Genomic DNA, 23,107 nt, shown 5'->3' with positions numbered 1-23,107 from the left:
TCTAAACTGCCGCTTCGTCCTGTTCCCCGGTGCGGATCCGGACCACCTGCTCGACATTGGTGACAAAAATCTTGCCGTCGCCAATCTTGCCGGTGCGCGCCGCCTTGACGATGGCCTCCATGCAGCGCTCCACATCATCGCTCTTGACGACCACCTCGATCTTCACCTTGGGCAGAAAATCGACCACATATTCGGCGCCGCGGTACAGCTCGGTATGCCCTTTCTGGCGACCAAAGCCCTTGACCTCGGTCACGGTCAGGCCGGTCACGCCGCACTCGGCCAGCGCTTCCCGGACTTCTTCGAGCTTGAAAGGTTTGACAACGGCGGTGATTTGTTTCATGGTGATCAGGTGAAGTTGGGTGGGCGCGGGAGGCTGGAGTGGAAAATTCTACGCGCGAAATTTGCTGGTAATAGGATACCGCCAATCCTTGCCAAAGCTGCGGTGCGTCACGCGAATGCCGACCGGCGCCTGGCGCCGCTTGTATTCGTTGATCTTGATCAGCCGCGTGACGCGCTCCACATCGGTGCGCGCAAAGCCGGCGGCAACGATCTGCTCGAGGCCCTGGTCGTTCTCCATGTAGCGCTCCAGAATCGCGTCCAGCACCTCGTAGGGCGGCAGCGAATCCTGATCGGTCTGGTCGGGGCGCAGCTCGGCGCTGGGTGGGCGCGTGATGATGCGCTCCGGAATCGGATTGGCGCCGGTGCCGTAGGGGTCGTGCGCGTTGCGCCAGCGCGCCAGCCGGAACACTGTCGTCTTGGCCAGGTCCTTGATGGCGGCAAAACCACCCGCCATGTCGCCGTACAGCGTGCAATAGCCGGTGGCCAACTCACTCTTGTTGCCGGTGGTCAGCACGATGGCGCCGAATTTATTGGACAGCGCCATCAGGAGCGTGCCGCGGATGCGCGCCTGGATGTTCTCCTCGGTCGTGTCTTCCTTGCGCCCATGGAATTCGCCGGCCAGGCTGGCCTTGAAGGCCTCGAACATCGGCAGGATGGAAATCTCGTCGTAGCGCACTTTCACGCGGCTCGCCATCTCGCGCGCGTCGATCCAGCTGATGTCGGCCGTGTAGGGCGAGGGCATCATCACGGTGCGCACCTTGTCGGGCCCAATGGCGTCGACCGCGATCGCCAGCACCAGCGCCGAGTCGATGCCGCCCGACAGCCCGAGGATCGCGCCGGGAAAGCCGTTCTTGCCGATGTAGTCGCGCACGCCCAGCACCAGCGCGTCCCACAGGTCGGCGTCCGGCGTACGCTCCGGCGCCACCTCTGCTACCAGTTTGATAGCTGACTGCGTCCGTTCCACCTGGACTTCGAACAGTTTTTCCTCAAAACTCGGGGCGCGACCGGCCACCGAGCCATCGGCATTCAGCGCAAACGAATGGCCCTCGAAAACCACCTCGTCCTGCCCACCCACCAGGTGCGCATAGACCAGCGGCAGGCCGCAGGCCTGGGCGCGCTGGCGCATCATCTGCTCGCGCTCGTCGCCCTTGCCGATGTGGAATGGCGAGGCGTTGATCACCGCCAGCAGCTCGGCGCCGGCCTCCTGGGCGAGCCGCGCCGGCTCCTCGAACCAGGCGTCCTCGCAGATCAGCAGGCCGACGCTGAGCCGATCCGCCCCCTCGCCCACCTGGAATACACACACGCCCTGGCCCGGCGTGAAGTAGCGGCGCTCGTCGAACACCTGGTAGTTGGGCAGCTCGCGCTTGGCGTAGGTCTCCAGCACACGGCCCTCGCCGAGCACGCTGGCCGCGTTGTGGCGGCGCTGCACCGCCACCGACTTGCTGCGCACGTCACCGCCCGTGGGGTGGCCGACCACCACCACCAGGCCTTTTAACCCGGCGAGTTCGCGGGCCACCGTTTTCACGGCATCATCACAGGCAGCGATGAAGGCGGGGCGCAGGAACAGGTCTTCGGCCGCGTAACCGCAAATCGACAGCTCCGGGGTCAACAGCAGCCGCGCGCCGTCGGCATAGGCTTGGTGCGCGGCCTCGATGATTTTTTGCGCGTTGCCGGACAGGTCGCCAACGACAAAATTGAGCTGGGCCACACAGATTTTGAGAGTCATAGGAACAGTGAAAAGCGATTCAAACGATTATGTCATCCGGGTGTTTTCCTCGCCGCTGGAAGTCCCTGCGGCGGACTGGAACGCCCTGCTGGCCTGCCGGGGTGAAGCCAACCCCTTCATGCGGCACGAATACCTGGCTGCCCTGCACCAGAGCGGCAGTGCCACGCCAGCCACGGGCTGGACGCCGCGCTTCGTCACGCTGTGGCGGGGGCCCGCAATGGTCGCAGCCTGCGCGCTGTACCTCAAGGACCATTCCTACGGTGAATATGTGTTCGACTGGGCCTGGGCCAACGCCTACGAGCAGCATGGCCTGGCTTATTACCCGAAGGCCGTGGTCGCGTCGCCCTTCACGCCGGTGCCCGGCGTGCGGCTATTGGCGCGCGATGCGCCGGCGCGCCAGGCGCTGGTGAAGGCGCTGGTGGACTGGTGCGGCGAGCAGCAACTGTCGTCGCTGCACCTGCTGTTTGCCGGCGAGGACGACGTCGCCGCCTGCGCGCAAGCCGGCCTGATGTTGCGCCATACCGTGCAGTTTCATTGGAGAAATGTGGCCCCCACGCTCGGCACTGGCGTGTCCTCGCTGCCCCCCGAGGGGGCTGAACTTGCTCGGGGCGGCCCTTCGCTGCGTTCGCCGGCCCCCACGCTTGTCGCCGGCCCGTTCGGCAGCTTTGAGGATTTTCTGGCCAGCCTGAGCCACGACAAGCGCAAGAAAATCCGCCAGGAGCGCCGCAAGGTACTTGATGCCGGCGTCAGTTTTCGCTGGTCGCTGGGGCGGGACATCGCGCCGCGCGACTGGGACTTTTTCTACCGCTGCTACGAGCGGACCTACTACGAGCATGGCAACGCGCCGTATCTGAGCCGCAACTTCTTCCGGCGCATGGCGGGCACCATGCCGGAAAACTGGCTGCTGTTTGTGGCAGAGCGTGACGGCAAACCCATCGCTACCAGTTTGATAGCTGTCAGTGACGGCCCCGTATGGGCTACCGGCCAATTTAGCTTAAATAATGCACAGGAAGTCGCCGAGCGCACCGCCTACGGCCGGTACTGGGGGGCGCTGGAGCGTGTGGACTGCCTGCACTTCGAGGCCTGCTATTACCAGCCGCTGCAGTGGTGCATAGAGCATGGCTTTCAGCGCTTCGAGGGTGGCGCCCAGGGCGAGCACAAGATGGCGCGCGCGCTCTTGCCGGTCAAGACCACCAGCGCCCACTGGCTGGCGCATCCGGCCTTTGCCGATGCGGTGGAGCGCTTCCTGGCGCGCGAGGGTGAAGGCATTGAGCACTACATGGACGAACTGGAACGCCGCAACCCGTTCAAACACGCTGACGCGCCATCTTGATAACGGCCACCGTCTTGTCTTGGTAGAAACCACTAAGCCGCGCGTCGCCAAGGAGACGAAAACGAAGGCAGCCTCCTCTAAAACTGCCATCAAACCGCGCACCCCGCGCGTTAAAACTGCTAACGTAACCTCTACCCCAATGGCCAGGGAGACGGCACAGCGTGCCTGAACCCACACCAGATGACCGCAACACTCATGGCAAGAGACTCGCGACAAGCCCCCCAGCAAGACCTTGAAGACCTCGCCCCGCCCAGCGCCTGGCTTTTGGCCATGGAATTTCGCGCGTTCTGGGAGTTTGGCGCCGTGCTGCCGGCCTGGCCCGTGCTGCAGCGCGCCCCGGCCGGCGACGGCCATGCGGTGATCGTGTTTCCGGGCCTGAGCGCCGGCGACGGCACGACCGTGCCGCTGCGCCGCTACCTGGGCAGCTTGGGCTATGCCGCCGACGGCTGGAACCAGGGCTTCAACTTCGGTCCGCGGCCCGGCGTGCTGGACGGCGCGAAACGGCAGGTCGAGGAAACGTTTCATGCGAGCGGCAAAAAAGTCAGCCTGATCGGCTGGAGCCTGGGCGGCGTGTACGCGCGCGAGATCGCCAAGCTGATGCCCGACATGGTGCGCGGCGTGATCACGCTGGGCACGCCGTTCGCCGGTCCGCCCAAAAGCACCAACGCCTGGCGCATCTACGAGCTGGCCAGCGGCCACAACATTGAACGTCAGTCGCGCAACTACGACTTGCCCGTGGCACCTCCGGTGCCCACCACCTCGGTGTATTCGCGCAGCGACGGCATCGTGGCCTGGCAGGGCAGCATCCAGGCACCCAGCGCCGCGAACCCGCACACCGAAAACGTGGAGGTGGTCGCCAGCCACGTCGGCCTGGGGCTGAATCCCAGCGCCTGGTGGGCGGTGGCCGACCGGCTGGCGCAGCTTGAGGGCCAATGGAGGCCGTTTGAGCGCAAGCGCGGCCTGCACGGGCTGATCTTTCCCGATCCGCAGCGCTGAGCGCCGTTGCGCCAGAAACAAGAGCGCCTGCCGGTGGCAACACCGCAGGCGCTCTTGTTTTGATAGCTGGCTGTTCCCGTCCGGTATGGGCTACAGCCGGTTTTCTTTAAAAACTCAGGCCTTGGCCTTCGCCTTCTGGTAGTTGGCGATGCCGTCCATGATTTCCTTCTTGGCGGAATCGCCGCCTTCCCAGCCGACGATCTTGACCCACTTGCCGGGTTCCAGATCCTTGTAGTGCTCGAAGAAGTGGGCGATGGTGTTCAGGCGTGCCGGGTTCAGGTCCTCGGGCTTTTGCCACTGCGTGTAGATCGACAGGATCTTGTCGACCGGCACCGCCAGCACCTTGCCGTCTTCGCCCGCTTCGTCCTGCATTTTCAGGATGCCGATCGGGCGGCACGTCACCACCACGCCAGGGATCAGCGGCACCGGCGTGATCACCAGCACATCCACCGGGTCGCCATCGCCGCTGATGGTGCGCGGCACGTAGCCATAGTTGGTGGGGTAATGCATGGAGGTGCTCATGAAGCGGTCGACAAAGATCGCGTCCGTCTCCTTGTCCACTTCATACTTGACGGGATCGGCGTTCATCGGGATCTCGATGATCACGTTGAAGGCGTCAGGGACGTTCTTGCCGGGGGTTACTCGGTCCAGGGCCATGGCTGTCTTTCAGGTTGAAAATAAATCGGAATCTGCTCGGGATTAACCCTGATTTTACTGACGCACCCCTTGCTGAATCCGCCGTGTCACGGCTCCGACACACTTTTAGGCTTATATTTCCGCTGTTGGCCAATCGTCTCCACCGCGCGTTTGCCGGACTGGGGCACCGAGGAAGCAACGCAGCGGGGGCACCGCTCGCGTGCTGCCCCCTCCCAGCGAAAACAACGAGTAGGAGAAACTATGACAGGCAACTCAGCGCTGATTTTGGCGCTCGTCTGCGGACTCATTGCCGTGGCTTACGGCTTTTGGGCGCGCAGCTGGATTCTTTCCCAGGACGCAGGCAATGCGCGGATGCAGGAAATTGCAGCCGCCATCCAGACCGGTGCCGCCGCCTATCTGGCGCGGCAGTACCGCACCATCGCCATCGTCGGCGTGGTGCTGGCGATCCTGATCGGCTTCTTCCTGGACGGCAAGACGGCCATCGGCTTCGTGGCCGGCGCGCTGCTGTCCGGGGCTTGCGGCTTCATCGGCATGAACGTGTCGGTGCGCGCCAACGTGCGCACCGCGCAGGCGGCCACGCGCGGCATCGGCCCGGCGCTCGACGTTGCCTTTCGCGGCGGCGCAATCACCGGCATGCTGGTGGTGGGCCTGGGTCTGCTGGGCGTCACGGCGTTCTACTGGTTCCTGGCCGGCAACGGCAACCTGACGCCAGACCGCCAACTGGCCACGCTGCTGAACCCGCTGATCGGCTTCGCGTTCGGTGCCTCGCTGATCTCCATCTTTGCGCGACTCGGCGGCGGCATCTTCACCAAGGGCGCCGACGTCGGCGCCGACCTGGTGGGCAAGGTCGAAGCCGGCATTCCCGAAGATGACCCGCGCAACCCGGCGGTGATTGCCGACAACGTGGGCGACAACGTGGGCGACTGCGCCGGCATGGCCGCCGACCTGTTCGAAACCTACGCGGTGACGCTGATCGCCACCATGGTGCTCGGCTCCCTGCTGGTGGCCGGCGCCGGCACCCATGCCGCGGTGTATCCGCTGGCGCTGGGCGCCGTATCCATCATCGCCTCCATCATCGGCTGCTTCTTCGTCAAGGCCTCGCCCGGCATGAAGAACGTGATGCCCGCCCTGTACAAGGGTCTGGCCGTGGCCGGCGTGCTGTCGCTGATCGCCTTCTACTTCGTCACGACGTGGCTGATGCCCGACAACGCCATCAGCGCCACCGGCAGCCAGATGAAGCTGTTCGGCGCCTGTGCCGTCGGCCTGGTGCTAACCGCCGCACTGGTGTGGATCACCGAGTACTACACGGGCACCCAGTACGCGCCGGTGCGCCATATCGCACAAGCCTCCACCACCGGCCATGGCACCAACATCATCGCCGGCCTGGGAGTTTCGATGCGCTCGACCGCCTGGCCGGTGCTGTGTGTCTGCATCGCCATCGGCGTGGCCTACCAGCTGGCCGGCCTGTATGGCATCGCGATCGCCGCGACCTCGATGCTGAGCATGGCCGGCATCGTGGTGGCGCTGGACGCCTACGGCCCGATCACCGACAACGCCGGCGGTATTGCCGAAATGTCGGAAATGCCCAAGAGCGTGCGCGACATCACCGACCCGCTGGACGCGGTGGGCAACACCACCAAAGCCGTGACCAAGGGCTACGCCATCGGCTCGGCCGGCCTCGCGGCGCTGGTGCTGTTTGCCGACTACACGCACAAGCTGGAGAGTTATGGCCACGCCATCAGCTTCGATTTGTCCGATCCGATGGTGATCATCGGCCTGTTCATCGGCGGCCTGATCCCCTATCTGTTCGGTGCCATGGCGATGGAGGCCGTGGGCCGCGCGGCGGGCGCCGTGGTGGTCGAGGTGCGGCGCCAGTTCCGCGACATCAAGGGCATCATGGACGGCTCAGGCAAGCCTGAATACGGCCGCGCGGTGGATATGCTGACTTCGGCCGCCATCAAGGAAATGATGATCCCGAGCCTGCTGCCCGTGGTGGTGCCGATCCTGGTCGGCCTGCTGCTCGGCCCGAAGGCGCTCGGCGGCCTGCTGATGGGCACCATCGTGACCGGCCTGTTCGTGGCCATTTCGATGTGCACCGGCGGCGGCGCCTGGGACAACGCCAAGAAATACATCGAGGACGGCAACTTCGGCGGCAAGGGCTCCGAGGCGCACAAGGCCGCCGTGACCGGCGACACCGTGGGCGACCCCTACAAGGATACGGCCGGCCCGGCGGTGAACCCGCTCATCAAGATCATCAACATCGTGGCGCTCCTGATCGTGCCGCTGATGATGCGGCTGCATGGCGGCGAGGCGCCGCAAGCCGTCCTGCCGGCACCAGTCGCAATCACGGCGCCGGCGGCCACGGGCGCCGTCACGGATGCCGCTGCGGCCAAGCCGGGCGCGGCTACGCCAGCGCCGGCCAATTCGGCCCCGCTCAAGTGACGCGGCAGTAACTGGCGCGGACACCCCGCGTTGAAAAGCCCGCCTCAGGCGGGCTTTTTTCATGGCGCCGCGTTCGGCACCTCAGAGCAGCGAATCGGGCACAAAAGGCCCGACCATGAAGTTGTACAGCCGCAGCCACGCCGAAGACTCGGGTTCGGAATCGAGGATGATCTCCTTCTCGCCATCCGTGGACAGCCACTGGACGCTGTCCGAGCCCGACGGCGCCAGCCGCACCCGGTAGGCGCTCTGCAGCTTGCTGATGTTGATCACGCGCAGCATCTCGCGCGCCAGTTGCGGGCTGTCGACGAGCACACCCAATTCGGTGTTTTTGGTGGCGGAGCGCGGGTCCAGGTTCATGGAGCCGATAAACACCGTCTTGCGGTCGATCACCGCGATCTTGGCGTGCAGCCGCCCGAAGGAGGAGCCGAACATGCCCAGCCGCACATTGTGGGTGGTGCGCTGCGGGCTGAGCTCGTACAGATCCACCCCCGCCTTGAGCATGCCCGGGCGGTAATGCGCATAGCCCGTGTAGACCGCCGGCACGTCGTTGGCCGCCAGCGAATTGGTCAGTATCGTCACCTTCACGCCGCGCCCGGTCACATCCAGCAGCGCCTTCATGCCGCGCGGGCCGGGGATCAGGTAGGGCGAGACCACATAGATTTCGCTGGTGGCCTGGCGCATGGCCTTGAGCACGTCCAGCGTCACGCTGGTGGCGAGGGCGTCGTCATCCGTGCGTTTGAGCAGCTTGTCGGGCGGGTCGGCAAAGGCACGGGCGGTGCCCCACAGCAGGCCCATGCGGCCCGCATCCAGTTCCTCGCCGATCGGGCCATAGCCCAGGACGTCGGTCGGCGGCAGCGCCAGCACGGGGGGCGGCGCGGCCATGTCGACCCATTCATCGAAGTCCTGCTGCATCAGCTTGCGATCACCCGGGGCCTGCACGATGGATTCGATCGGCCGGACCTGCTCGCTATTCCAGTAGGTGTCGAAGATCGACGCCAGTTGCGGCACCACCCGTCCCACCATCAGCGCATCCATGTCCACGAAATTCTGCAGCGGGTCGAGCGTGAAGTAGTTGTCCGCAATGTTGCGCCCCCCGGCAATGGCCATCACACCATCGGCAATGAACAGCTTGTTGTGCATGCGGTGGTCGAGCCGGGAGATGTCGAACAGCGAAGCCGTGAAGCGGCCCAGAAGTTGCTCTCTAGCGCAGCAAAACGGGTTGAACAGGCGCACCTCGATGTTCGGCGTGGCCGACAGTGCGAGCAACAGCTGCTGGCTGCCGGCCGTGTACAGGTCATCGACCAGCAGGCGCACACGCACGCCGCGCAGGGCCGCCTTTTTAAGGTCGCGCAGCAGCAGCCGGCCGGTCGCGTCATTGTCGAACACGTAATACTGCAGGTCGAGCGAGCGCTGGGCGCGCTGCACGAGCTGGATACGCGCGTCGAGCGAATACACCCCCATCGGCAACAGCCGAAAGCCCGAGTCTTCTCCGGGCGGCGTCGATGCGGCGACGGTTTTGGACAAGACACCGGCAGGGTCCGGCGCCAGGGCCGTGGTGGGCGCGCGCGGCGCCACAGGAGGCAGCGTGCCGCAACCTCCCAGCAGGGCCAGCAGCACCAGCAGACACAGGTTGCCAACCCCGCCAAACGGGAAAAAACAGGCCGCGCGGCCGAGGGAAAATGACCTGGGAGGTCGCATGCCGGTGTTCATTTTGTCGCGCCTGCAGTGAATTGCCGGAATGGTAGCGCAGCGGGGCCAAAGACGGCAAAGACAGGAGCGTCAGGGCAGGAATCGGGGATGCAGACTAGAATGAAATGCACATCTGGAAGGAGTGAGCATGCAGCGTCTGAAATACCAATGGGTGGCCGCGGCGCTCATGATGCTTGGCCTGTGCAGCTCCGCCGTCGCCGCGCTCGACATCGGGGACGCAGCGCCCAAGTTCACCACGCAGGCCGCGTTCGACGGCAAGGTCTTCAACTACTCGCTGGCGGATGCCCTGGCCAAGGGCCCTGTGGTGCTGTATTTCTTCCCCGCCGCTTTTTCGGTGGGTTGCTCGATTGAGGCCCATGCCTTTGCCGAGTCCATGGACAAGTTTGCGGCGTTGGGTGCCACGGTGATAGGCGTCTCGGGCGACGACATCGACACGCTGGCCAAGTTCTCGGTGCAGTCCTGCCAGAGCAGGTTCCCGGTCGCATCCGATCCCTCGCAATCCATCATGAAGTCATTCGATGCGGTAATGCAGACCCGGCCGGACTACGCCAACCGGATCTCCTACGTCATCGCGCCCAATGACAGGATCGCGTCGTTCTACCTGAGCCTGAACCCCGACAAGCATGTGGAAAAAATGCTGGCCGCGGTGCGCGAACTGCCGCCCGCCAGCAAGCCTTGACCGGCCCGGCGCTCAGGCTTTGGGGCGGGCGCGCCGCGCACTCTCCCCCTGCACCACCGCGCGAACCAGCCGCCCCGTGAGGTCGGCCAGTTCGGGCAATGCCGCCACGAGGCGCTCCTGCTCGATGGCCTGCAGCACCAGCTCGTGGATGCCGCCCACCACCGCCATGGCCATGTCGTCGTCCAGCACCGGCGTGGCCTGGCCCGCGTTGATAACCGAGCCCATGAAGCGCGCGATCTCCCCGTTCACACGCCGGCGTGCGGCCAGACCCGGCGCGCCCAGGCCCAGGATATCGATGAACAGCGTGCGCAGCAGCACCGGGTTTTGCGCCAGGCAGCCGAGGTAGGCCGTCATGGCCTGCTCGACCTGCGCCTGCCAGTCGCGTTCGGAGTCGATGGCCGCGCGCAGCACCTGCAGCGCGTTGCGGCTCGCCGCCTCGAAGAGCGCGATCAGGGCCTGCGGCTTGCCGGCAAAGTGCTCGTAGAAGGTGCGCCGCGACACGCCGGCCTCGCGCACGATGTCGGCGATGGTCACATCGGCGTAGCCCTTTTCCGCGACCGCCTGCGCCAGCCCCTCCAGCAAGCGGTGTCGATGTTCACTGGCGAGGTTGTCGTTGCTGTCCATGATTGTTGAGCTTGAATTGGTACTTGACAGTACCACAACGCAAAGGCATGATTGAATAATTCGGTACGCATTCGTACCAAAACATCTTCCAATGGATTGGATTTCCGCATGACCGACCTTGTTGTCCGCCGGTTGCTCATCGACCTGCAAACCCCGCTGCCGCGCCACTGGTGCGGCGGCGGCACCTTCCGCACGGCGTTCTTCAATGCGCTGTCGATGAGTTTCCCGGTGGGAGAGCAGTTCTTCATCGACTCGGTGCGCAATGGCCACAAGGCCTTGTCGGCGGAGGAACAGGCCCGGCGCCAGCGCGAAGTGCAGGGCTTCATCGGCCAGGAGGCGACGCACCGACGCATTCACGCGCTGTTCAATGCGCACCTTGAAAAACAGGGGCTGGTCAACGCCTGGGCGCCGCGTGCCGAGTCGCGCGTGAAATTGCTGGAAGGCCTCGACCCGCGCCACCCACTGGCAATCACCGCGGCCAACGAGCATTTCACCGCCATCCTGGCCGAATGGCTGTTGCGCCACCCCGCGTTGTTCGGCGACGCCCAGCCGCGCCTGAAAACCCTGTGGCTGTGGCACAGCGCCGAAGAATCCGAGCACAAAAGCACGGCCTTCGAGTTGTACCAGGCGCTCGGTGGCACCCAGGAATGGCGTGTCAAATGGATGCGCCGCGTCACCTTCTTCTTCCTGACCGACACCCTGCGCCAGACGCTCAACAACCTGCGCCGCGACGGCACGCTGTGGCGCTGGGCAACGTGGAAGGATGCGGCCAGCTTCCTGTTCGGGCCGACCGGGCTGGTGCGGCAAACCTTCAAGCCCTGGCGCGCCTACTTCAAGCCCGACTTCCATCCCGACCAGCAGCAAAGCGACTTGTCGCAGCGCTGGCTACAGGCCAACAGCGCCCAATACACCGTTGCCGGCGCACGCCCCAACTGATCCGCCCTGACGGCAAGCCCGCCTCATTGGGGCAGAATTGCGGTCATGCAACTCAACTACATCGCCAACGCCGGCGTTCCCTCCTCGTCCGGCCGCCTGATTTCCGTGATCGACCCGTCCGACGGGCAGCCCTTCGATGAACTCCAGCGCAGCAACGCGCAGGACATCGACGGCGCCGTGCAGGCGGCGCGCCAGTGCCTGGACGCGGTCTGGAGCAAGCTCAGCGCGGCTGAGCGCGGCCGGCTCTTGATGAAGCTCTCCACCAAGGTGGCCGAACACGCCGACGAGCTGGCGCTGATCGAGCAGCGCGACTGCGGCAAGCCCACCAAACAGGCCCGAGCCGACGCGCTGGCGCTGGTGCGCTACTTCGAGTTTTACGCCGGCGCGTGCGACAAGCTGCACGGCGAGACCCTACCCTACCAGGACGGCTACAGCGTCTTCACCTGGCGTGAGCCGCACGGCGTGACCGGCCACATCATCCCGTGGAACTACCCGATGCAGATTTTTGGCCGCAGCGTGGGCGGCGCGCTGGCGGCGGGCAACGTCTGCGTGGTCAAGCCGTCCGAGGACGCCTGCCTGTCGCTGATCCGCGTGGCGCAGCTCGCGGCCGAGGTCGGCTTTCCGGCGGGCGCCATCAACATCGTCACCGGCTACGGCCACGAAGTGGGCGACGCGCTCGCGCGCCACGACGGTATCGACCACATCAGCTTCACCGGCAGCCCCACGGTCGGTACGCTGATCCAGCAGGTGGCGGCCGAGCGGCACTGCCCGGTCACACTGGAGCTCGGCGGCAAAAGCCCGCAGATCATCTTTGCCGATGCGGACCTGGACGCGGCGCTGCCCGTGGTGATCAACGCCATCGTGCAGAACGCCGGGCAGACCTGCTCGGCCGGCTCGCGCCTGCTGGTGGATCAGGCCATTTACGAGCCGCTGCTGGAGCGCCTGGGCAAGCTGTTTGCCAATCTGCGCGTCGGTCCGGCCACGATGGATCTGGATGTCGGCCCGCTGATCCGCCAGAGCCAGCTGCAGCGCGTGTGGGATTTCCTCAGTGACGCCCAGGTGGCCAGCATCCCGATGGTGGCGCAGGGCCAGATCGTCGAGGAAGCTCCCGAGACCGGCTACTACCAGGCGCCCACGCTGTTGCGCGACGTGCCCGTGATGCACCGTCTGGCGCAAGAGGAAGTGTTCGGCCCGGTGCTCGCTGCCATGAGCTTCAAGGACGAAGACCACGCCGTGGAGCTGGCGAACGCCACCCGCTTCGGGCTGGTCGCGGGCATCTGGACGCGCGACGGCGCACGCCAGTTCCGCATGGCCAAACGCGTCGAGAGCGGCCAGGTGTTCATCAACAACTACGGTGCCGGCGGCGGTGTCGAGCTGCCGTTCGGCGGCGTGAAGTCCTCCGGCTACGGGCGCGAGAAAGGCTTCGAGGCGCTGTATGGATTTACCACGCTGAAGACCGTGGCGATCCGCCACGGTTGACCGTATATTTTAATCAAAACACGCTGTAGCCCTTGCAACACAGGGGTTAGAAGCTATCAAATCAATAGTAACCGGAGATTCACAGCATGCGCGTCAAAGATAAATCCATCATCGTCACAGGCGCCGGCGGCGGCATTGGCGAGGGCATCGCGAAGCGGCTGGCCGAGGAAGGCGCGCACGTCATCGTCAACGACATCAACACCGCGCTCGGCGAGCAGGTGGTGGACGCCATCCTGCGCGCCGGAGGCAAGGCTTCGTTCTTCGCGGCGGACGTCACGAAGTCCGCCGATGTGAAGGCGCTGGTGGATGCGGCCGTGCAGCGCCACGGCCGGCTCGACGTGATGGTGAACAACGCGGGCTGGACGCACCGCAACCGTCCGGCGCTCGAAGTCAGCGAAGACGAGTTCGACAAGTGCTATGCGGTCAACGTCAAGAGCATCTACCTGGCCACCGTGCATGCCGTGCCGGCGTTTCGCGCCAACAAGGGCGGCAGCTTCATCAACATCGCCTCCACCGCCGGCGTGCGCCCGCGCCCGGGCCTGACCTGGTACAACGGCTCCAAGGGCGCGGTCATCACGACCTCCAAGTCACTGGCCGCCGAGTTCGGCCCCGAAAACATCCGCGTGAACTGCATCAACCCGGTGTTCAACCCCGACACCGGGCTGGCCGCCGAATTCGCGGGCGGGCCGCTCACGGAACAGCGCAAGGCCAAGTTCCGCGCCACCATTCCGCTCGGGCGCTTTTCCACTGCGCTGGACGTGGCCAACGCCGCGCTGTACCTGGCCAGCGACGAGGCCGCCTTCATCAGCGGCGTGTGCATCGAAGTTGACGGCGCGCGCTGCGTCTAGCGCAGTGAGGGGCCGCCCCGAGCAAGTTCATCCCGCTTTGGGGGCAGCGCAGCACACGAAGCGGCAAGCGTGGGGGCTCTTTAACAACGCCTGGGGCAGGGCCTCAAGCGGTGGCGTGCGGGCAGCGCTGCGCACTGGGGCAGAATCCGAGCATGTCTGAACGAGTCATTCCCCTGCTGGACCACCGCAGTGCGGCGCTGGCGCCCCCCTCCAGCGCGCCCGATCCGCACACGCCCGCAGCCATCAGCGGCCGGGTGTCGGACCGGTTGGGGCGCCCGTTGCGCGACCTGCGCATCAGCGTGACCGACCGCTGCAATTTCCGCTGCACCTACTGCATGCCCAAGGAGATCTTCGGCAAGGACCACCCCTTCCTGCCGCACGCCTCGCTGTTGACGTTCGAGGAAATCACCCGCATCGCCCGGCTGTTCATCACGCACGGCGTGCAGAAAATCCGACTCACGGGCGGCGAGCCGCTGCTGCGCAAGAACATTGAAGTTCTGATCGGGCAACTCGCGGCGCTGCGCACCCTGGACGGCAAACCGCTGGACCTGACGCTCACCACCAATGGCTCGATCCTGGCGCGCAAGGCCAAGGCCCTGAAGGCCGCCGGCCTGCAGCGTGTCACGGTCAGCCTGGACGGCATGGACGACGCTGTATTTCGCAGCATGAACGATGTGGACTTTCCGGTGGCCGATGTACTCGCCGGCATCGAGGCGGCGCGCGCGGCCGGCCTGGGCCCGATCAAGGTCAACATGGTGGTCAAGCGCGGCACCAACGAGCGGGAGATCCTGCCGATGGCGCGCCACTTCAGGGGCACCGGCATCGTGCTGCGCTTCATCGAATACATGGACGTGGGCGCCACCAACGGCTGGCGCATGGACGAGGTGCTGCCCTCCAGCGCAGTGGTCCAGCTCCTTCGCACGGAACTGCCGCTGGTCCCGCTCGAGCCGACGGCGCCGGGTGAGACCGCGGAGCGCTGGGGCTATGCCGACGCCAGCGGCCGGCACGACCCGCAGCTGGGCGAGATCGGCGTCATCAGCAGCGTCACACACGCCTTTTGCGGCAGTTGCAACCGCGCGCGCCTGTCCACCGAAGGCAAACTGTTCCTGTGCCTGTTCGCTTCCCGGGGTTACGACCTGCGCGGCCTGCTGCGCGGCGACGCGACGGACGAAGAGATCGCCTCCACCATCGGGCGCATCTGGCAGGGCCGCAGCGACCGCTACTCCGAGCTGCGCAGCACCATGGCCCCCGATGCCGCGGGCGGCGCGCGGCACATCGAGATGAGCTATATCGGCGGTTGATTTCAAAGTCAACGCGTAAATCCAATGATTGATTCCGCAGAAATTACCGGTCTTGTTTTGGCAGGCGGGCGCGGCTCGCGCATGGGCGGCGTGGACAAGGGCCTGCAAAACTTCAACGGCATGCCGCTGGCGCTGCACACCCTGATGCGGCTGCAAATGCAGACCGGCCACATGATGATCAACGCCAACCGCAACCTCGCCGCCTACGAGTCGTTCGGCACGCCCGTGTGGCCCGATGTGCTGGCGGACTACCCCGGGCCGCTGGCCGGGTTTTTGACCGGCCTGGAGCGCTGCGAAACGCCCTACATGGTCACGGTGCCCTGCGACACACCCCTGTTTCCACTGGACATGGTGGCGCGGCTGGCGGACGCCCTGGAGCGCGAGGATGCCGAGATTGCGATGGCGGCCGGCCGCGACGGCGCCCCGCCTGCCGCGGTTCGCACCCAGCCGGTCTTTTGCCTGCTGCGCGTGACGCTGCTGGAGAGCCTGGTGCGGTTCACCCATGGCGGCGGACGAAAGATCGACGCCTGGACCGCGCAGCACAAGACCGTGGTCGTGCCGTTCGATGGACCCCATGACGATGCGCGGGCCTTCTTCAACGCCAACACACTGGCCGAGCTGCATTCATTAGAAAAATCATGAAAACGCTGGCGCAGATCGCCGCCGAGCTGCAGGGCTATGACCCGCAGGCCTTGACCTCTGCCGACGTCAATCAGTTTCTCGCGCGCCTGGTCGAGCCCGTCGCGGAGCTTGAGGAAGTCGGCATTTTTGACGCGCTGGGCCGGGTGCTGGCGCGCGACGTGATCTCTCCCGTCAGCGTGCCGCCACACGACAACTCGGCCATGGACGGCTATGCCTTCGACGGTGCCCAGTTGTCGGCCGACGCGCCACTGGTTTTGACCGTCGTGGGCACGGCCCTGGCCGGCAAGGCCTGGCAGGGCCGCGTGAAGGCGGGCGAGTGTCTGAAGATCATGACCGGCGCCATCCTGCCGACCGGACTCGATACGGTGGTGCCGCAGGAATTTGCGCAGATCGAAGGAGACCGCATCTCCATCCCGCCCGGGCTGCTTGGGCCCGGTGACAACCGCCGCTTCAAGGGCGAAGATCTGCTGCAGGGCCAGCCGGCGCTACAAAAAGGTGAGCTTCTTGCGCCCGCTGCGCTTGGACTGGTGGCCAGTTTGGGCATCAAAACCGTGCCGGTCTATCGACGGCTGCGCGTCGCCTATTTTTCCACCGGCGACGAGATTTTGAGCCTGGGCGAGGCGCCGCGCGAAGGCGCTGTGTACGACAGCAACCGCTACACGGTGTTCGGCCTGCTCTCGCGCATGGGCTGCGAGGTGATCGACCTGGGCGTGGTGCGCGACGATCCGGCGCTGCTGGAAGCCGCGTTCACGCAGGCGGCGCGGCAGGCCGACGCCATCATCACCAGCGGGGGCGTGAGCGTGGGCGAGGCCGACTACACCCGCGCCATGATGAAAAAGCTCGGCGATGTGGCGTTCTGGCGCATCGCCATGCGGCCGGGTCGGCCCATGGCGGTGGGCCGCATTGACAAATCAGTCCTCTTCGGCCTGCCCGGCAACCCGGTGGCCGTGATGGTGACTTTTCTCGCTTTCGTGCGCCCCGCCCTGCTGCGCATGATGGGCTGCACGGCCGATGCACCGCCGCTGCTCAAGGCGCGCAGCGCGGAGGCGATCCGCAAGAAACCCGGGCGCACCGAGTACCAGCGCGGTATCGTGAGCACCGCGCCAGACGGTTCGCTGCAGGTCCGCACCACCGGCAACCAGGGCTCGGGCGTGCTGAGCTCCATGGTGCAGGCCAATGGCCTGATCGTGCTGCACCACGCGCAGGGCAACGTGGCCGCGGGCGATGCCGTCGACGTGATGATGTTCGACGGCGTCATCTAGACCACTTTTCTTACCTAACGCCGGCCCAGTGCGCGCTCCACGCCGCGGTTCGCCAGCGCATCGGCGCGCTCGTTGCCGGGATCGCCCGCATGGCCCCTCACCCAGCGCCACTCGATCGCATGGCCCGCGCCCGACACGAGGGCGTCCAGCCGCTGCCATAGATCGACGTTTTTCACGGGCTGCCTGGCGGCGGTGCGCCAGCCGCGCGCCTTCCAGCCCGCAATCCACTCGGTGATGCCCTTGCGCACGTATTCGCTGTCCAGGTACAGCGTGACGCGGCAGGGCCGCTTGAGCGCGGCAAGCGCCTCGATCACGGCCGTGAGTTCCATGCGATTGTTGGTGGTGTCCAGCTCTCCGTCAAACAGCTCTTTCTCGGTGCTGCCCGATTTCAGCCACACGCCCCAGCCGCCAGGCCCGGGGTTGCCTTTGCAGGCGCCATCGGTATAAATTTCAACGTGATTCAATACGACGCTCGATTATTGGTTATTGCGGCTCTGAGCCCTTGTCTTACCTGCGCGGTTAGCTATTGACACAGGAGCAGAGGCAACGCCTCGGGGGGCCTTCCAGGCGGGGCTCAGCAGCCTCATGCCATGTACCCGCTTGACCGCCACCAGAAAATAAACCGCCCCGAATATAGGCCACCAGTGATCGCCGGCCCAATCCATCCACTCGAACCGGCCCAGCCATTTCTCGCTGCGCACGGCCGGCCGATAGCAGCCAAAGTCGCCGGCCTCGACCTCGAAGTTGAGCAGGCGCAGCCAGTCGCGCAAACGCCAGTAGCCGATGAACTCGCCGGCAGTGGGCAAAAACGGCGCCCCCCAACCCAGCCGCTGATACACCTGCGCACGGCGCTGGCGCAGGCCCCACAGGCTGGCCGGGTTCAGGCCACTGATCACGACCCGGCCTTCGGGCACCAGCACGCGCCCGACTTCGCGCAGCGTGGCGTGCGGGTCGGCGCCCAGCTCCAGCGCATGCGGCAGCACCACCAGGTCCAGGCTGTTTTCCGCAAACGGCAGGGCCGCAAAGTCGGTGATCAGGGCCGCCCGATGCGGCGCCGGGGCAGCACCGCCGGCCGCCGCCACAGGTTCGCCGGTGGCCAGCCAGCGGTGCGGCATGCGGTTGGCCTGCAGTGCGTCGAGCTCGGGCAAACCAAGTTGCAGGGCGTGGTAGCCGAAGATGTCGGCCACCGTGCGGTCGAATTGCGCGCGCTCCCACGCCAGCAAATAACGGCCGGGGGGGTTTCAAACCACTCGTGCAAACTTATAATGTGCCCACTCATGAAGTTAACGCCGCTGCCTGCCGCCATCGACACTGCCCTGCCAATGATGCCTGATCAGGATCGGGCAACGGTTGTCGGCCCGCGGCGGCGCACCGACGATGCGGCTTGTGCCCGGCATCCTGCAGCGAGACCACTTGCGGCTGGTTGCGATTCTAGTCACCCATCATCACCCCGGCCGCGACCGGGCGTGCCTCGCGCCATCACGGGCTACCCGGTGCCCGTGTTTGCCGCTCCTCGACCATGGGAAACCCCGCTCCGATGAAACTCATTCAAATTCTGTGCATCACCGGCCTGCTCTGGCTCACCGGTTGTGCCAGCACCACCACCACATCCTCCTCATCCTCCATCGACCCCGCCACCGGCTTATCCACTTCCAGCGCAGCATCTCGCGATGCTGGCGCTTTGCAGCCCATCACGGCGGCACAGGCCGCCTCCCGGGCGGTCGCGCAACTCCAGCCGCCGGCTGACTTGTGGGAGCGCATCCGGCGCGGTTTTGCGATGCCCAACCTCGACAATGACATGGTGCACGAGCGCGAGCAGTACTACGCCGCCCGGCCCGACTACATCCTGCGCATGACCGAGCGCTCGCGCAAGTACATGTTCCACATCGTCGAAGAACTCGAGCGGCGCAACATGCCGTCCGAACTGGCGCTGCTGCCCTTCGTCGAGAGCGCCTTCAACCCGCAGGCGGTCTCCAGCGCCAAGGCTGCCGGCATGTGGCAATTCATGCCCGCCACGGGCAAGCACTTCGAGCTCAAGCAAAACGTGTTCCGCGACGATCGCCGCGACGTGCTGGCCTCGACCCGGGCCGCGCTGGACTACCTGCAAAAGCTGCACGACATGTTCGGCGACTGGCAACTCGCGCTGGCGGCCTATAACTGGGGCGAAGGCAACGTGGCGCGCGCCATCGCCAAAAACCAGAATGCCGGCCTGGGCACCAGCTACTCGGATCTCAGCATGCCGATGGAGACGCGCCTGTACGTGCCCAAACTGCAGGCACTCAAGGACATCGTGGCCGATCCGCAAAAGTTCAATACGTCGCTGCCCGATATCGGCAACCACCCATACTTCCAGAAGGTCGACATCGCGCGCGATATCGACGTGACGCTGGCCGCCAGGCTCGCCGAGGTCCGGGTCGAAGACTTCAAGGCGCTGAATCCTTCTGCCAACCGGCCTGTCATTCTGGCCGCGGGCACGCCGCAGATTTTGCTGCCCTGGGACAATGCCGCCATCTTCAAACGCAACCTGCAGGCCTACAGCTCCGGTCAGCTGGCGAGCTGGACCGCCTGGACCACATCCACCACCATGAAGGCGTCGGAGGCGGCCAGGCGCGCCGGCATGGACGAGAGCGAGTTCCGCAGCATCAACCACATCCCGCCCAAGATGATGATCAAGGTCGGCTCCACGCTGCTGGTGCCGCGCTCGGAGCGCGTCGAGGACGACGTGACGGAACACGTTGCCGACAATGGCCAGCTGGCCCTGGCGCCGGAGCCGCCGCCCATCACACTGCATCGCACCCTGGTCAAGGCACGCCGGGGCGACACCCTGGCGGCGCTCGCGGGGCGCTATGGCCAGAGCGCGGCCAGCGTGGCCGGCTGGAACCGGATGAGCGCCTCCGCGCCGCTCAAGGCGGGGCAACACCTGGTGGTGTATTTGCCGATGAAGGCACGGCCGGCGGGCACCTTGACGGCCCATGCGCGCACGCGCTCCGGCGGCAAGACGTCCGTGGCCGTGGCCAGCACACGCGCGCGCCCCGGAGCCAAGGTGGTGGCAAGTGCACACAGCCGGCCTTCGGGTGTCAAAACTGCGGCACGCGCACCCGCCAAATCGGCCCAGCGGGTTGCCAAGTCGGCCCCTCAGCGGGCGTCACGCGATACCGTGGTTGCCAGCCGGACTCGTTAAAAGAAACGGGGGCCGGCCCTTTAGGGATGGGCATGATCCGCTATTTTTTTATAGCGGCGCTATAACTTCTCGGTCTCGCCCGGGCTGGGCTGCCACTTCATGAGCCGGCGCTCGACCCGGCCCACAATGCCGTCGAGCACCAGCGCAAACACCGTGAGCACCACGATACCGGCAAACACGGTGTTGACGTCGAACGTGCCCTCCGCTTGCAGGATCAGGTAGCCGACCCCGCGCGCCGAGCCCAGGTACTCCCCCACCACGGCACCGACGAAGGCCAGCCCCACGGACGTGTGCAGGCTGGAGAACACCCAGCTGGTGGCGCTGGGCAGGTACACCGTGCGCAGCAGCTGGCGCTGATTGGCGCCCAGCATGCGGGCGTTGGCCAGCACCACCGGGCTGACCTCCTTGACGCCCTGGAACACGTTGAAGAACACGATGAAAAACACCAGCGTCACGGCCAGCGCCACCTTGCTCCAGATCCCCAGGCCAAACCACATCGCAAAGATCGGCGCCAGGATCACGCGCGGCATCGAATTGGCGGCCTTGATGTATGGGTCCAGGATGGCGCTCGCGGTGGGCGCCAGCGCCAGCCACAGCCCGCAGGCCAGGCCCATGCCGGTGCCGATGCCAAAGGCCAGCATGGTCTCGATCAGCGTGGTGTACAGGTGGCGGTAGATGTCGGCATTGCCGGGCACGCCGTCAGGAAACAGCGCGCTGGCGCCAAAGCCGAACGGCATGAACCACGACCACATCTTTCCGGCCACCTGCACCGGGTCGCCCAGGAAAAAGGCCAGCTGCGGGTTACGCGAGGCCAGCTGCCACGCGGCCAGCATGACGATGAGCGCGCCGACCTGCCAGGCACGCAGGTTGTGCTCGCCGGGTTTGAGCATCTGCACCAGACTTTTCATGCTTCAGGCCGCCTTCTTGAGCTGCTGCGCGTAGCCCTTGAGCACCTCATCGCGCAGCACGCTCCAGATCTGGCTGTGCAACTCGATGAAGCGCGGCTGGGTGCGCACCTCGGCCACATCGCGCGGGCGCGGCAGATCGATCTCGAACTCGCCCATCGGATGCGTGGCCGGCCCCGCCGACAGCACCACGACGCGGTCACTCATGGCGATGGCCTCGTCCAGATCGTGCGTGATGAAGAGCACCGCCTTCTTCTTGGCCGCCCAGAGCTCGAGCACTTCGTTTTCCATGAGCTGGCGCGTCTGGATGTCGAGCGCGCTGAACGGCTCGTCCATCAGGATGATGTCGGGGTCGAGCGCCAGCACCTGGGCCAGCGCCGTGCGCTTGCGCATGCCGCCCGAGAGCTGGTGCGGGTAGCGCTCGCCGAACTCGCCCAGCCCCACGCGCTGCAGCCACGCCTGCGCCTGGCGTCTCGCTTCGGCGTCCGGCACGCCGCGGTATTGCAGCCCCACCATGACGTTGTCGATGGCGCTGCGCCAAGGCATCAGCGCCTCGGACTGGAACATGTAGCCCGCGCGAATATTGATGCCCGGCAAAGGCTCGCCAAACACTTGCACCGTGCCCGAGGACGGCGCCAGCAGGCCCGCGCCCACGTTGAGCAGCGTGGATTTGCCGCAGCCGGTGGGCCCCACCACCGAGACGAACTCGCCGGCGCGAATGCGCAGCGTGGTGTTGGCGACGGCCGTGTAGCCGTGTTCCTGCGGCTGTTTGGGATCCTGCGGCGACTTGAAGGTGCAGGTGATGTCGAGGAACTCGAGGGCGAAGTCAGGCATAGCCGCGTATTGTGTCATCGCCCACTCGCGCGGCCATCGCCGATCGGCACGGCCACCTTGCGCGATCGTGCGGAGTTAATAATTCCGGCTGCGGGAAAGCTCAGGCTTTGAAGCGCTCTTTGGCTTTGAGCGCAAAGCTGTTCGTGTAGATTTTTCGCAGGTCGATCCTGTCGGCCTTGATGGACGGGTCAAAACTCGACAGCGCCCGCAGCGCAGTTCTAGGGCCCTCATCGGGAACGATGCCGTCGGGCGAAATCGCCTCGCGCACCTTGTTGAACGAGGCCAGGTACAGCGCGCGGTCACCCAGCAAATAGGCTTCCGGCACGGTCTTGATGATGTCGCCCGGGCCGGCGGTCTGCAGCCATTTCAGGCCATGCACGATGGCATTGGCCAGCGCCTGGCAGGTGTTCGGGTTTTTCTGGATGAATTCGGCGGACGCATACAGGCAGCCCGCCGGCATCGGGCCGCCAAACACGTCCAAAGTACCCTTGAGCGTGCGCGTATCGGAGATGATCCGGACCTCGTTCTTTTGCTCCAGCATGGTCATCACCGGGTCGGTATTGCTCATGGCGTCGATCTGGCCGGTGCGCATCGCGGTCAGCGCGGCGCCGGCCGTGCCGACGCCGATGTAGCTGACGTCCGTGGGCTTGATGCCGGCGCGCGAGAGCACCAGATTGGCCACCATGTTGGTCGAGGAGCCCGGCGCCGACACGCCGATCTTCTTGCCCTTGAGGTCGGCCAGGGTCTTGTAGTTGGGCATGTTCTTCGTGGACACGCCAATTGCGATTTGCGGGGCGCGGCCCTGTAGCACGAATGCCGTGTAGTACTGACCCTTGCTTTGCAGCGCAATGGTGTGCTCGAACGCGCCGGAGCACACGTCGGCCGAGCCGCCGACCACGGCCTGCAAGGCCTTGGCGCCGCCGGCAAAGTCGCTGATCTCCACGTCCAGGCCCTCGGCCTTGAAGTAGCCCAACTGTTCGGCGATGGTCAGCGGCAGGTAGTAAAACGCCGCCTTGCCGCCCACGGCGATCGCCAGCTTGGGCTTTTCCAGATTCGGCTGGGCGCGCAGCGCGGGCACGGCCAGGGTGGCAGCGGCCGCGGTGGCCAGGGTACCGAGTTTGCGACGATTAAGCGTAAAGTTTTCCATTGTGTTTTCTCTCTTCTTGAACTGGGATCAGCATAGGCAGGCGCGAGAAAACCCGCATCGGGAACA

At 65.6% G+C, this 23,107-nt stretch carries 20 protein-coding genes and 1 pseudogene; 11 read left to right on the top strand and 10 right to left on the bottom strand.

Annotated elements, in window-relative coordinates; translation table 11 throughout:
• Nucleotide 1: 1 nt before the first annotated feature.
• Together EUB48_RS09710 and EUB48_RS09705 are read right to left on the bottom strand one after the other, a co-directional pair.
• Nucleotides 2-340 (bottom strand): P-II family nitrogen regulator, encoded by a 339-nt coding sequence (locus EUB48_RS09710; RefSeq protein ID WP_142818675.1) that lies wholly within the window; start codon nucleotides 338-340, stop codon nucleotides 2-4.
• Nucleotides 341-388: 48 nt separating this feature from the next.
• Complete coding sequence (locus EUB48_RS09705; protein WP_142818674.1) at nucleotides 389-2,065, bottom strand: NAD+ synthase; 1,677 nt, start codon at nucleotides 2,063-2,065, stop codon at nucleotides 389-391.
• Between the two features lie 7 nt (nucleotides 2,066-2,072).
• Between EUB48_RS09705 and EUB48_RS09700 the strand changes: the two genes are divergently transcribed.
• Together EUB48_RS09700 and EUB48_RS09695 are read left to right on the top strand one after the other, a co-directional pair.
• Nucleotides 2,073-3,398: a GNAT family N-acetyltransferase gene (locus EUB48_RS09700; RefSeq protein WP_244618391.1), complete on the top strand. Its 1,326-nt coding sequence runs from the start codon at nucleotides 2,073-2,075 to the stop codon at nucleotides 3,396-3,398.
• A 195-nt stretch (nucleotides 3,399-3,593) separates the two neighbouring features.
• Entirely contained in the window at nucleotides 3,594-4,394 is an 801-nt protein-coding gene (locus tag EUB48_RS09695) for a lipase family alpha/beta hydrolase (protein ID WP_142818672.1), read from the top strand.
• Nucleotides 4,395-4,508: 114 nt separating this feature from the next.
• Here EUB48_RS09695 and ppa read toward each other — a convergent pair whose 3' ends face one another.
• On the bottom strand, nucleotides 4,509-5,051 hold the full coding sequence (ppa, locus tag EUB48_RS09690; protein WP_142818671.1) for an inorganic diphosphatase: 543 nt from the start codon (nucleotides 5,049-5,051) through the stop codon (nucleotides 4,509-4,511).
• Between the two features lie 240 nt (nucleotides 5,052-5,291).
• On the opposite strand from ppa, the gene EUB48_RS09685 reads away from it, so the two are divergent.
• Nucleotides 5,292-7,493, top strand: coding sequence for a sodium-translocating pyrophosphatase (locus EUB48_RS09685; RefSeq protein WP_244618389.1), 2,202 nt, complete (start codon nucleotides 5,292-5,294; stop codon nucleotides 7,491-7,493).
• An 81-nt stretch (nucleotides 7,494-7,574) separates the two neighbouring features.
• On the opposite strand, the gene EUB48_RS09680 is transcribed toward EUB48_RS09685, so the two are convergent.
• Nucleotides 7,575-9,203, bottom strand: a complete 1,629-nt coding sequence (locus EUB48_RS09680; RefSeq protein WP_244618388.1) for a phospholipase D family protein — start codon at nucleotides 9,201-9,203, stop codon at nucleotides 7,575-7,577.
• A gap of 127 nt (nucleotides 9,204-9,330) precedes the next feature.
• Here EUB48_RS09680 and EUB48_RS09675 point away from each other — a divergent pair, with 127 nt between their 5' ends.
• Complete coding sequence (locus EUB48_RS09675) at nucleotides 9,331-9,882, top strand: peroxiredoxin (RefSeq protein WP_142818670.1); 552 nt, start codon at nucleotides 9,331-9,333, stop codon at nucleotides 9,880-9,882.
• Between the two features lie 12 nt (nucleotides 9,883-9,894).
• Here the strand turns inward: EUB48_RS09675 and EUB48_RS09670 are convergent, their stop codons facing one another.
• A complete protein-coding gene (locus EUB48_RS09670; protein WP_142818669.1) occupies nucleotides 9,895-10,506 on the bottom strand; it encodes a TetR/AcrR family transcriptional regulator in 612 nt (203 codons plus the stop codon).
• Between the two features lie 108 nt (nucleotides 10,507-10,614).
• Between EUB48_RS09670 and EUB48_RS09665 the strand changes: the two genes are divergently transcribed.
• The 6 genes from EUB48_RS09665 (at nucleotide 10,615) to moeA (ending at nucleotide 16,974) form a co-directional block, all read left to right on the top strand.
• Entirely contained in the window at nucleotides 10,615-11,442 is an 828-nt protein-coding gene (locus tag EUB48_RS09665; protein WP_142818668.1) for a metal-dependent hydrolase, read from the top strand.
• Between the two features lie 45 nt (nucleotides 11,443-11,487).
• On the top strand, nucleotides 11,488-12,921 hold the full coding sequence (locus tag EUB48_RS09660; RefSeq protein ID WP_142818667.1) for an aldehyde dehydrogenase family protein: 1,434 nt from the start codon (nucleotides 11,488-11,490) through the stop codon (nucleotides 12,919-12,921).
• An 86-nt stretch (nucleotides 12,922-13,007) separates the two neighbouring features.
• Nucleotides 13,008-13,769 carry an SDR family oxidoreductase gene (locus EUB48_RS09655; protein WP_142818666.1) on the top strand — a complete coding sequence of 254 codons (762 nt, stop codon included), beginning with the start codon at nucleotides 13,008-13,010 and terminating at the stop codon, nucleotides 13,767-13,769.
• A gap of 152 nt (nucleotides 13,770-13,921) precedes the next feature.
• Nucleotides 13,922-15,070: a GTP 3',8-cyclase MoaA gene (gene moaA, locus EUB48_RS09645; protein WP_142818665.1), complete on the top strand. Its 1,149-nt coding sequence runs from the start codon at nucleotides 13,922-13,924 to the stop codon at nucleotides 15,068-15,070.
• A 24-nt stretch (nucleotides 15,071-15,094) separates the two neighbouring features.
• Nucleotides 15,095-15,712 carry a molybdenum cofactor guanylyltransferase MobA gene (mobA, locus tag EUB48_RS09640; RefSeq protein WP_142818664.1) on the top strand — a complete coding sequence of 206 codons (618 nt, stop codon included), beginning with the start codon at nucleotides 15,095-15,097 and terminating at the stop codon, nucleotides 15,710-15,712.
• Entirely contained in the window at nucleotides 15,709-16,974 is a 1,266-nt protein-coding gene (gene moeA / locus EUB48_RS09635) for a molybdopterin molybdotransferase MoeA (protein WP_142818663.1), read from the top strand. Before mobA ends, moeA begins: the two co-directional genes overlap by 4 nt.
• 14 nt (nucleotides 16,975-16,988) lie before the next feature.
• Here the strand turns inward: moeA and rnhA are convergent, their stop codons facing one another.
• A complete protein-coding gene (rnhA, locus tag EUB48_RS09630; RefSeq protein ID WP_142818662.1) occupies nucleotides 16,989-17,438 on the bottom strand; it encodes a ribonuclease HI in 450 nt (149 codons plus the stop codon).
• Between the two features lie 12 nt (nucleotides 17,439-17,450).
• Nucleotides 17,451-18,253: pseudogene (locus EUB48_RS09625) on the bottom strand (class I SAM-dependent methyltransferase).
• A gap of 258 nt (nucleotides 18,254-18,511) precedes the next feature.
• Between EUB48_RS09625 and EUB48_RS09620 the strand changes: the two are divergent.
• A complete protein-coding gene (locus tag EUB48_RS09620) occupies nucleotides 18,512-20,155 on the top strand; it encodes a transglycosylase SLT domain-containing protein (RefSeq protein WP_142818660.1) in 1,644 nt (547 codons plus the stop codon).
• 59 nt (nucleotides 20,156-20,214) lie between these two features.
• Here the strand turns inward: EUB48_RS09620 and EUB48_RS09615 are convergent, their stop codons facing one another.
• The 3 genes from EUB48_RS09615 to EUB48_RS09605 all read right to left on the bottom strand — a co-directional run bounded on the left by EUB48_RS09615 (nucleotide 20,215) and on the right by EUB48_RS09605 (nucleotide 23,041).
• Nucleotides 20,215-21,063, bottom strand: coding sequence for an ABC transporter permease (locus tag EUB48_RS09615; RefSeq protein WP_420821443.1), 849 nt, complete (start codon nucleotides 21,061-21,063; stop codon nucleotides 20,215-20,217).
• Between the two features lie 3 nt (nucleotides 21,064-21,066).
• On the bottom strand, nucleotides 21,067-21,894 hold the full coding sequence (locus tag EUB48_RS09610) for an ABC transporter ATP-binding protein (RefSeq protein WP_142818659.1): 828 nt from the start codon (nucleotides 21,892-21,894) through the stop codon (nucleotides 21,067-21,069).
• A gap of 100 nt (nucleotides 21,895-21,994) precedes the next feature.
• Nucleotides 21,995-23,041 carry an ABC transporter substrate-binding protein gene (locus tag EUB48_RS09605; protein ID WP_142818658.1) on the bottom strand — a complete coding sequence of 349 codons (1,047 nt, stop codon included), beginning with the start codon at nucleotides 23,039-23,041 and terminating at the stop codon, nucleotides 21,995-21,997.
• Nucleotides 23,042-23,107: the final 66 nt, after the last annotated feature.

The organism is Rhodoferax sediminis (genome assembly GCF_006970865.1).
Lineage (GTDB): Bacteria > Pseudomonadota > Gammaproteobacteria > Burkholderiales > Burkholderiaceae_C > Rhodoferax_A > Rhodoferax_A sediminis.
The sequence above is the reverse complement of the archived record's forward strand: the minus strand, read 5'-3'. Positions and strand labels throughout refer to the sequence as shown.

What these genes read in the sequence shown, in the direction of transcription:
- EUB48_RS09710 (WP_142818675.1), bottom strand. Translation starts at nt 340, where the DNA reads ATGAAACAAATCACCGCCGTTGTCAAACCTTTCAAGCTCGAAGAAGTC.
- EUB48_RS09705 (WP_142818674.1), bottom strand. Translation starts at nt 2,065, where the DNA reads ATGACTCTCAAAATCTGTGTGGCCCAGCTCAATTTTGTCGTTGGCGAC.
- EUB48_RS09695 (WP_142818672.1), top strand. Translation starts at nt 3,594, where the DNA reads ATGGCAAGAGACTCGCGACAAGCCCCCCAGCAAGACCTTGAAGACCTC.
- ppa (WP_142818671.1), bottom strand. Translation starts at nt 5,051, where the DNA reads ATGGCCCTGGACCGAGTAACCCCCGGCAAGAACGTCCCTGACGCCTTC.
- EUB48_RS09685 (WP_244618389.1), top strand. Translation starts at nt 5,292, where the DNA reads ATGACAGGCAACTCAGCGCTGATTTTGGCGCTCGTCTGCGGACTCATT.
- EUB48_RS09680 (WP_244618388.1), bottom strand. Translation starts at nt 9,203, where the DNA reads ATGAACACCGGCATGCGACCTCCCAGGTCATTTTCCCTCGGCCGCGCG.
- EUB48_RS09675 (WP_142818670.1), top strand. Translation starts at nt 9,331, where the DNA reads ATGCAGCGTCTGAAATACCAATGGGTGGCCGCGGCGCTCATGATGCTT.
- EUB48_RS09670 (WP_142818669.1), bottom strand. Translation starts at nt 10,506, where the DNA reads ATGGACAGCAACGACAACCTCGCCAGTGAACATCGACACCGCTTGCTG.
- EUB48_RS09665 (WP_142818668.1), top strand. Translation starts at nt 10,615, where the DNA reads ATGACCGACCTTGTTGTCCGCCGGTTGCTCATCGACCTGCAAACCCCG.
- EUB48_RS09660 (WP_142818667.1), top strand. Translation starts at nt 11,488, where the DNA reads ATGCAACTCAACTACATCGCCAACGCCGGCGTTCCCTCCTCGTCCGGC.
- EUB48_RS09655 (WP_142818666.1), top strand. Translation starts at nt 13,008, where the DNA reads ATGCGCGTCAAAGATAAATCCATCATCGTCACAGGCGCCGGCGGCGGC.
- moaA (WP_142818665.1), top strand. Translation starts at nt 13,922, where the DNA reads ATGTCTGAACGAGTCATTCCCCTGCTGGACCACCGCAGTGCGGCGCTG.
- mobA (WP_142818664.1), top strand. Translation starts at nt 15,095, where the DNA reads ATGATTGATTCCGCAGAAATTACCGGTCTTGTTTTGGCAGGCGGGCGC.
- moeA (WP_142818663.1), top strand. Translation starts at nt 15,709, where the DNA reads ATGAAAACGCTGGCGCAGATCGCCGCCGAGCTGCAGGGCTATGACCCG.
- EUB48_RS09620 (WP_142818660.1), top strand. Translation starts at nt 18,512, where the DNA reads ATGAAACTCATTCAAATTCTGTGCATCACCGGCCTGCTCTGGCTCACC.
- EUB48_RS09615 (WP_420821443.1), bottom strand. Translation starts at nt 21,063, where the DNA reads ATGAAAAGTCTGGTGCAGATGCTCAAACCCGGCGAGCACAACCTGCGT.
- EUB48_RS09610 (WP_142818659.1), bottom strand. Translation starts at nt 21,894, where the DNA reads ATGCCTGACTTCGCCCTCGAGTTCCTCGACATCACCTGCACCTTCAAG.
- EUB48_RS09605 (WP_142818658.1), bottom strand. Translation starts at nt 23,041, where the DNA reads ATGGAAAACTTTACGCTTAATCGTCGCAAACTCGGTACCCTGGCCACC.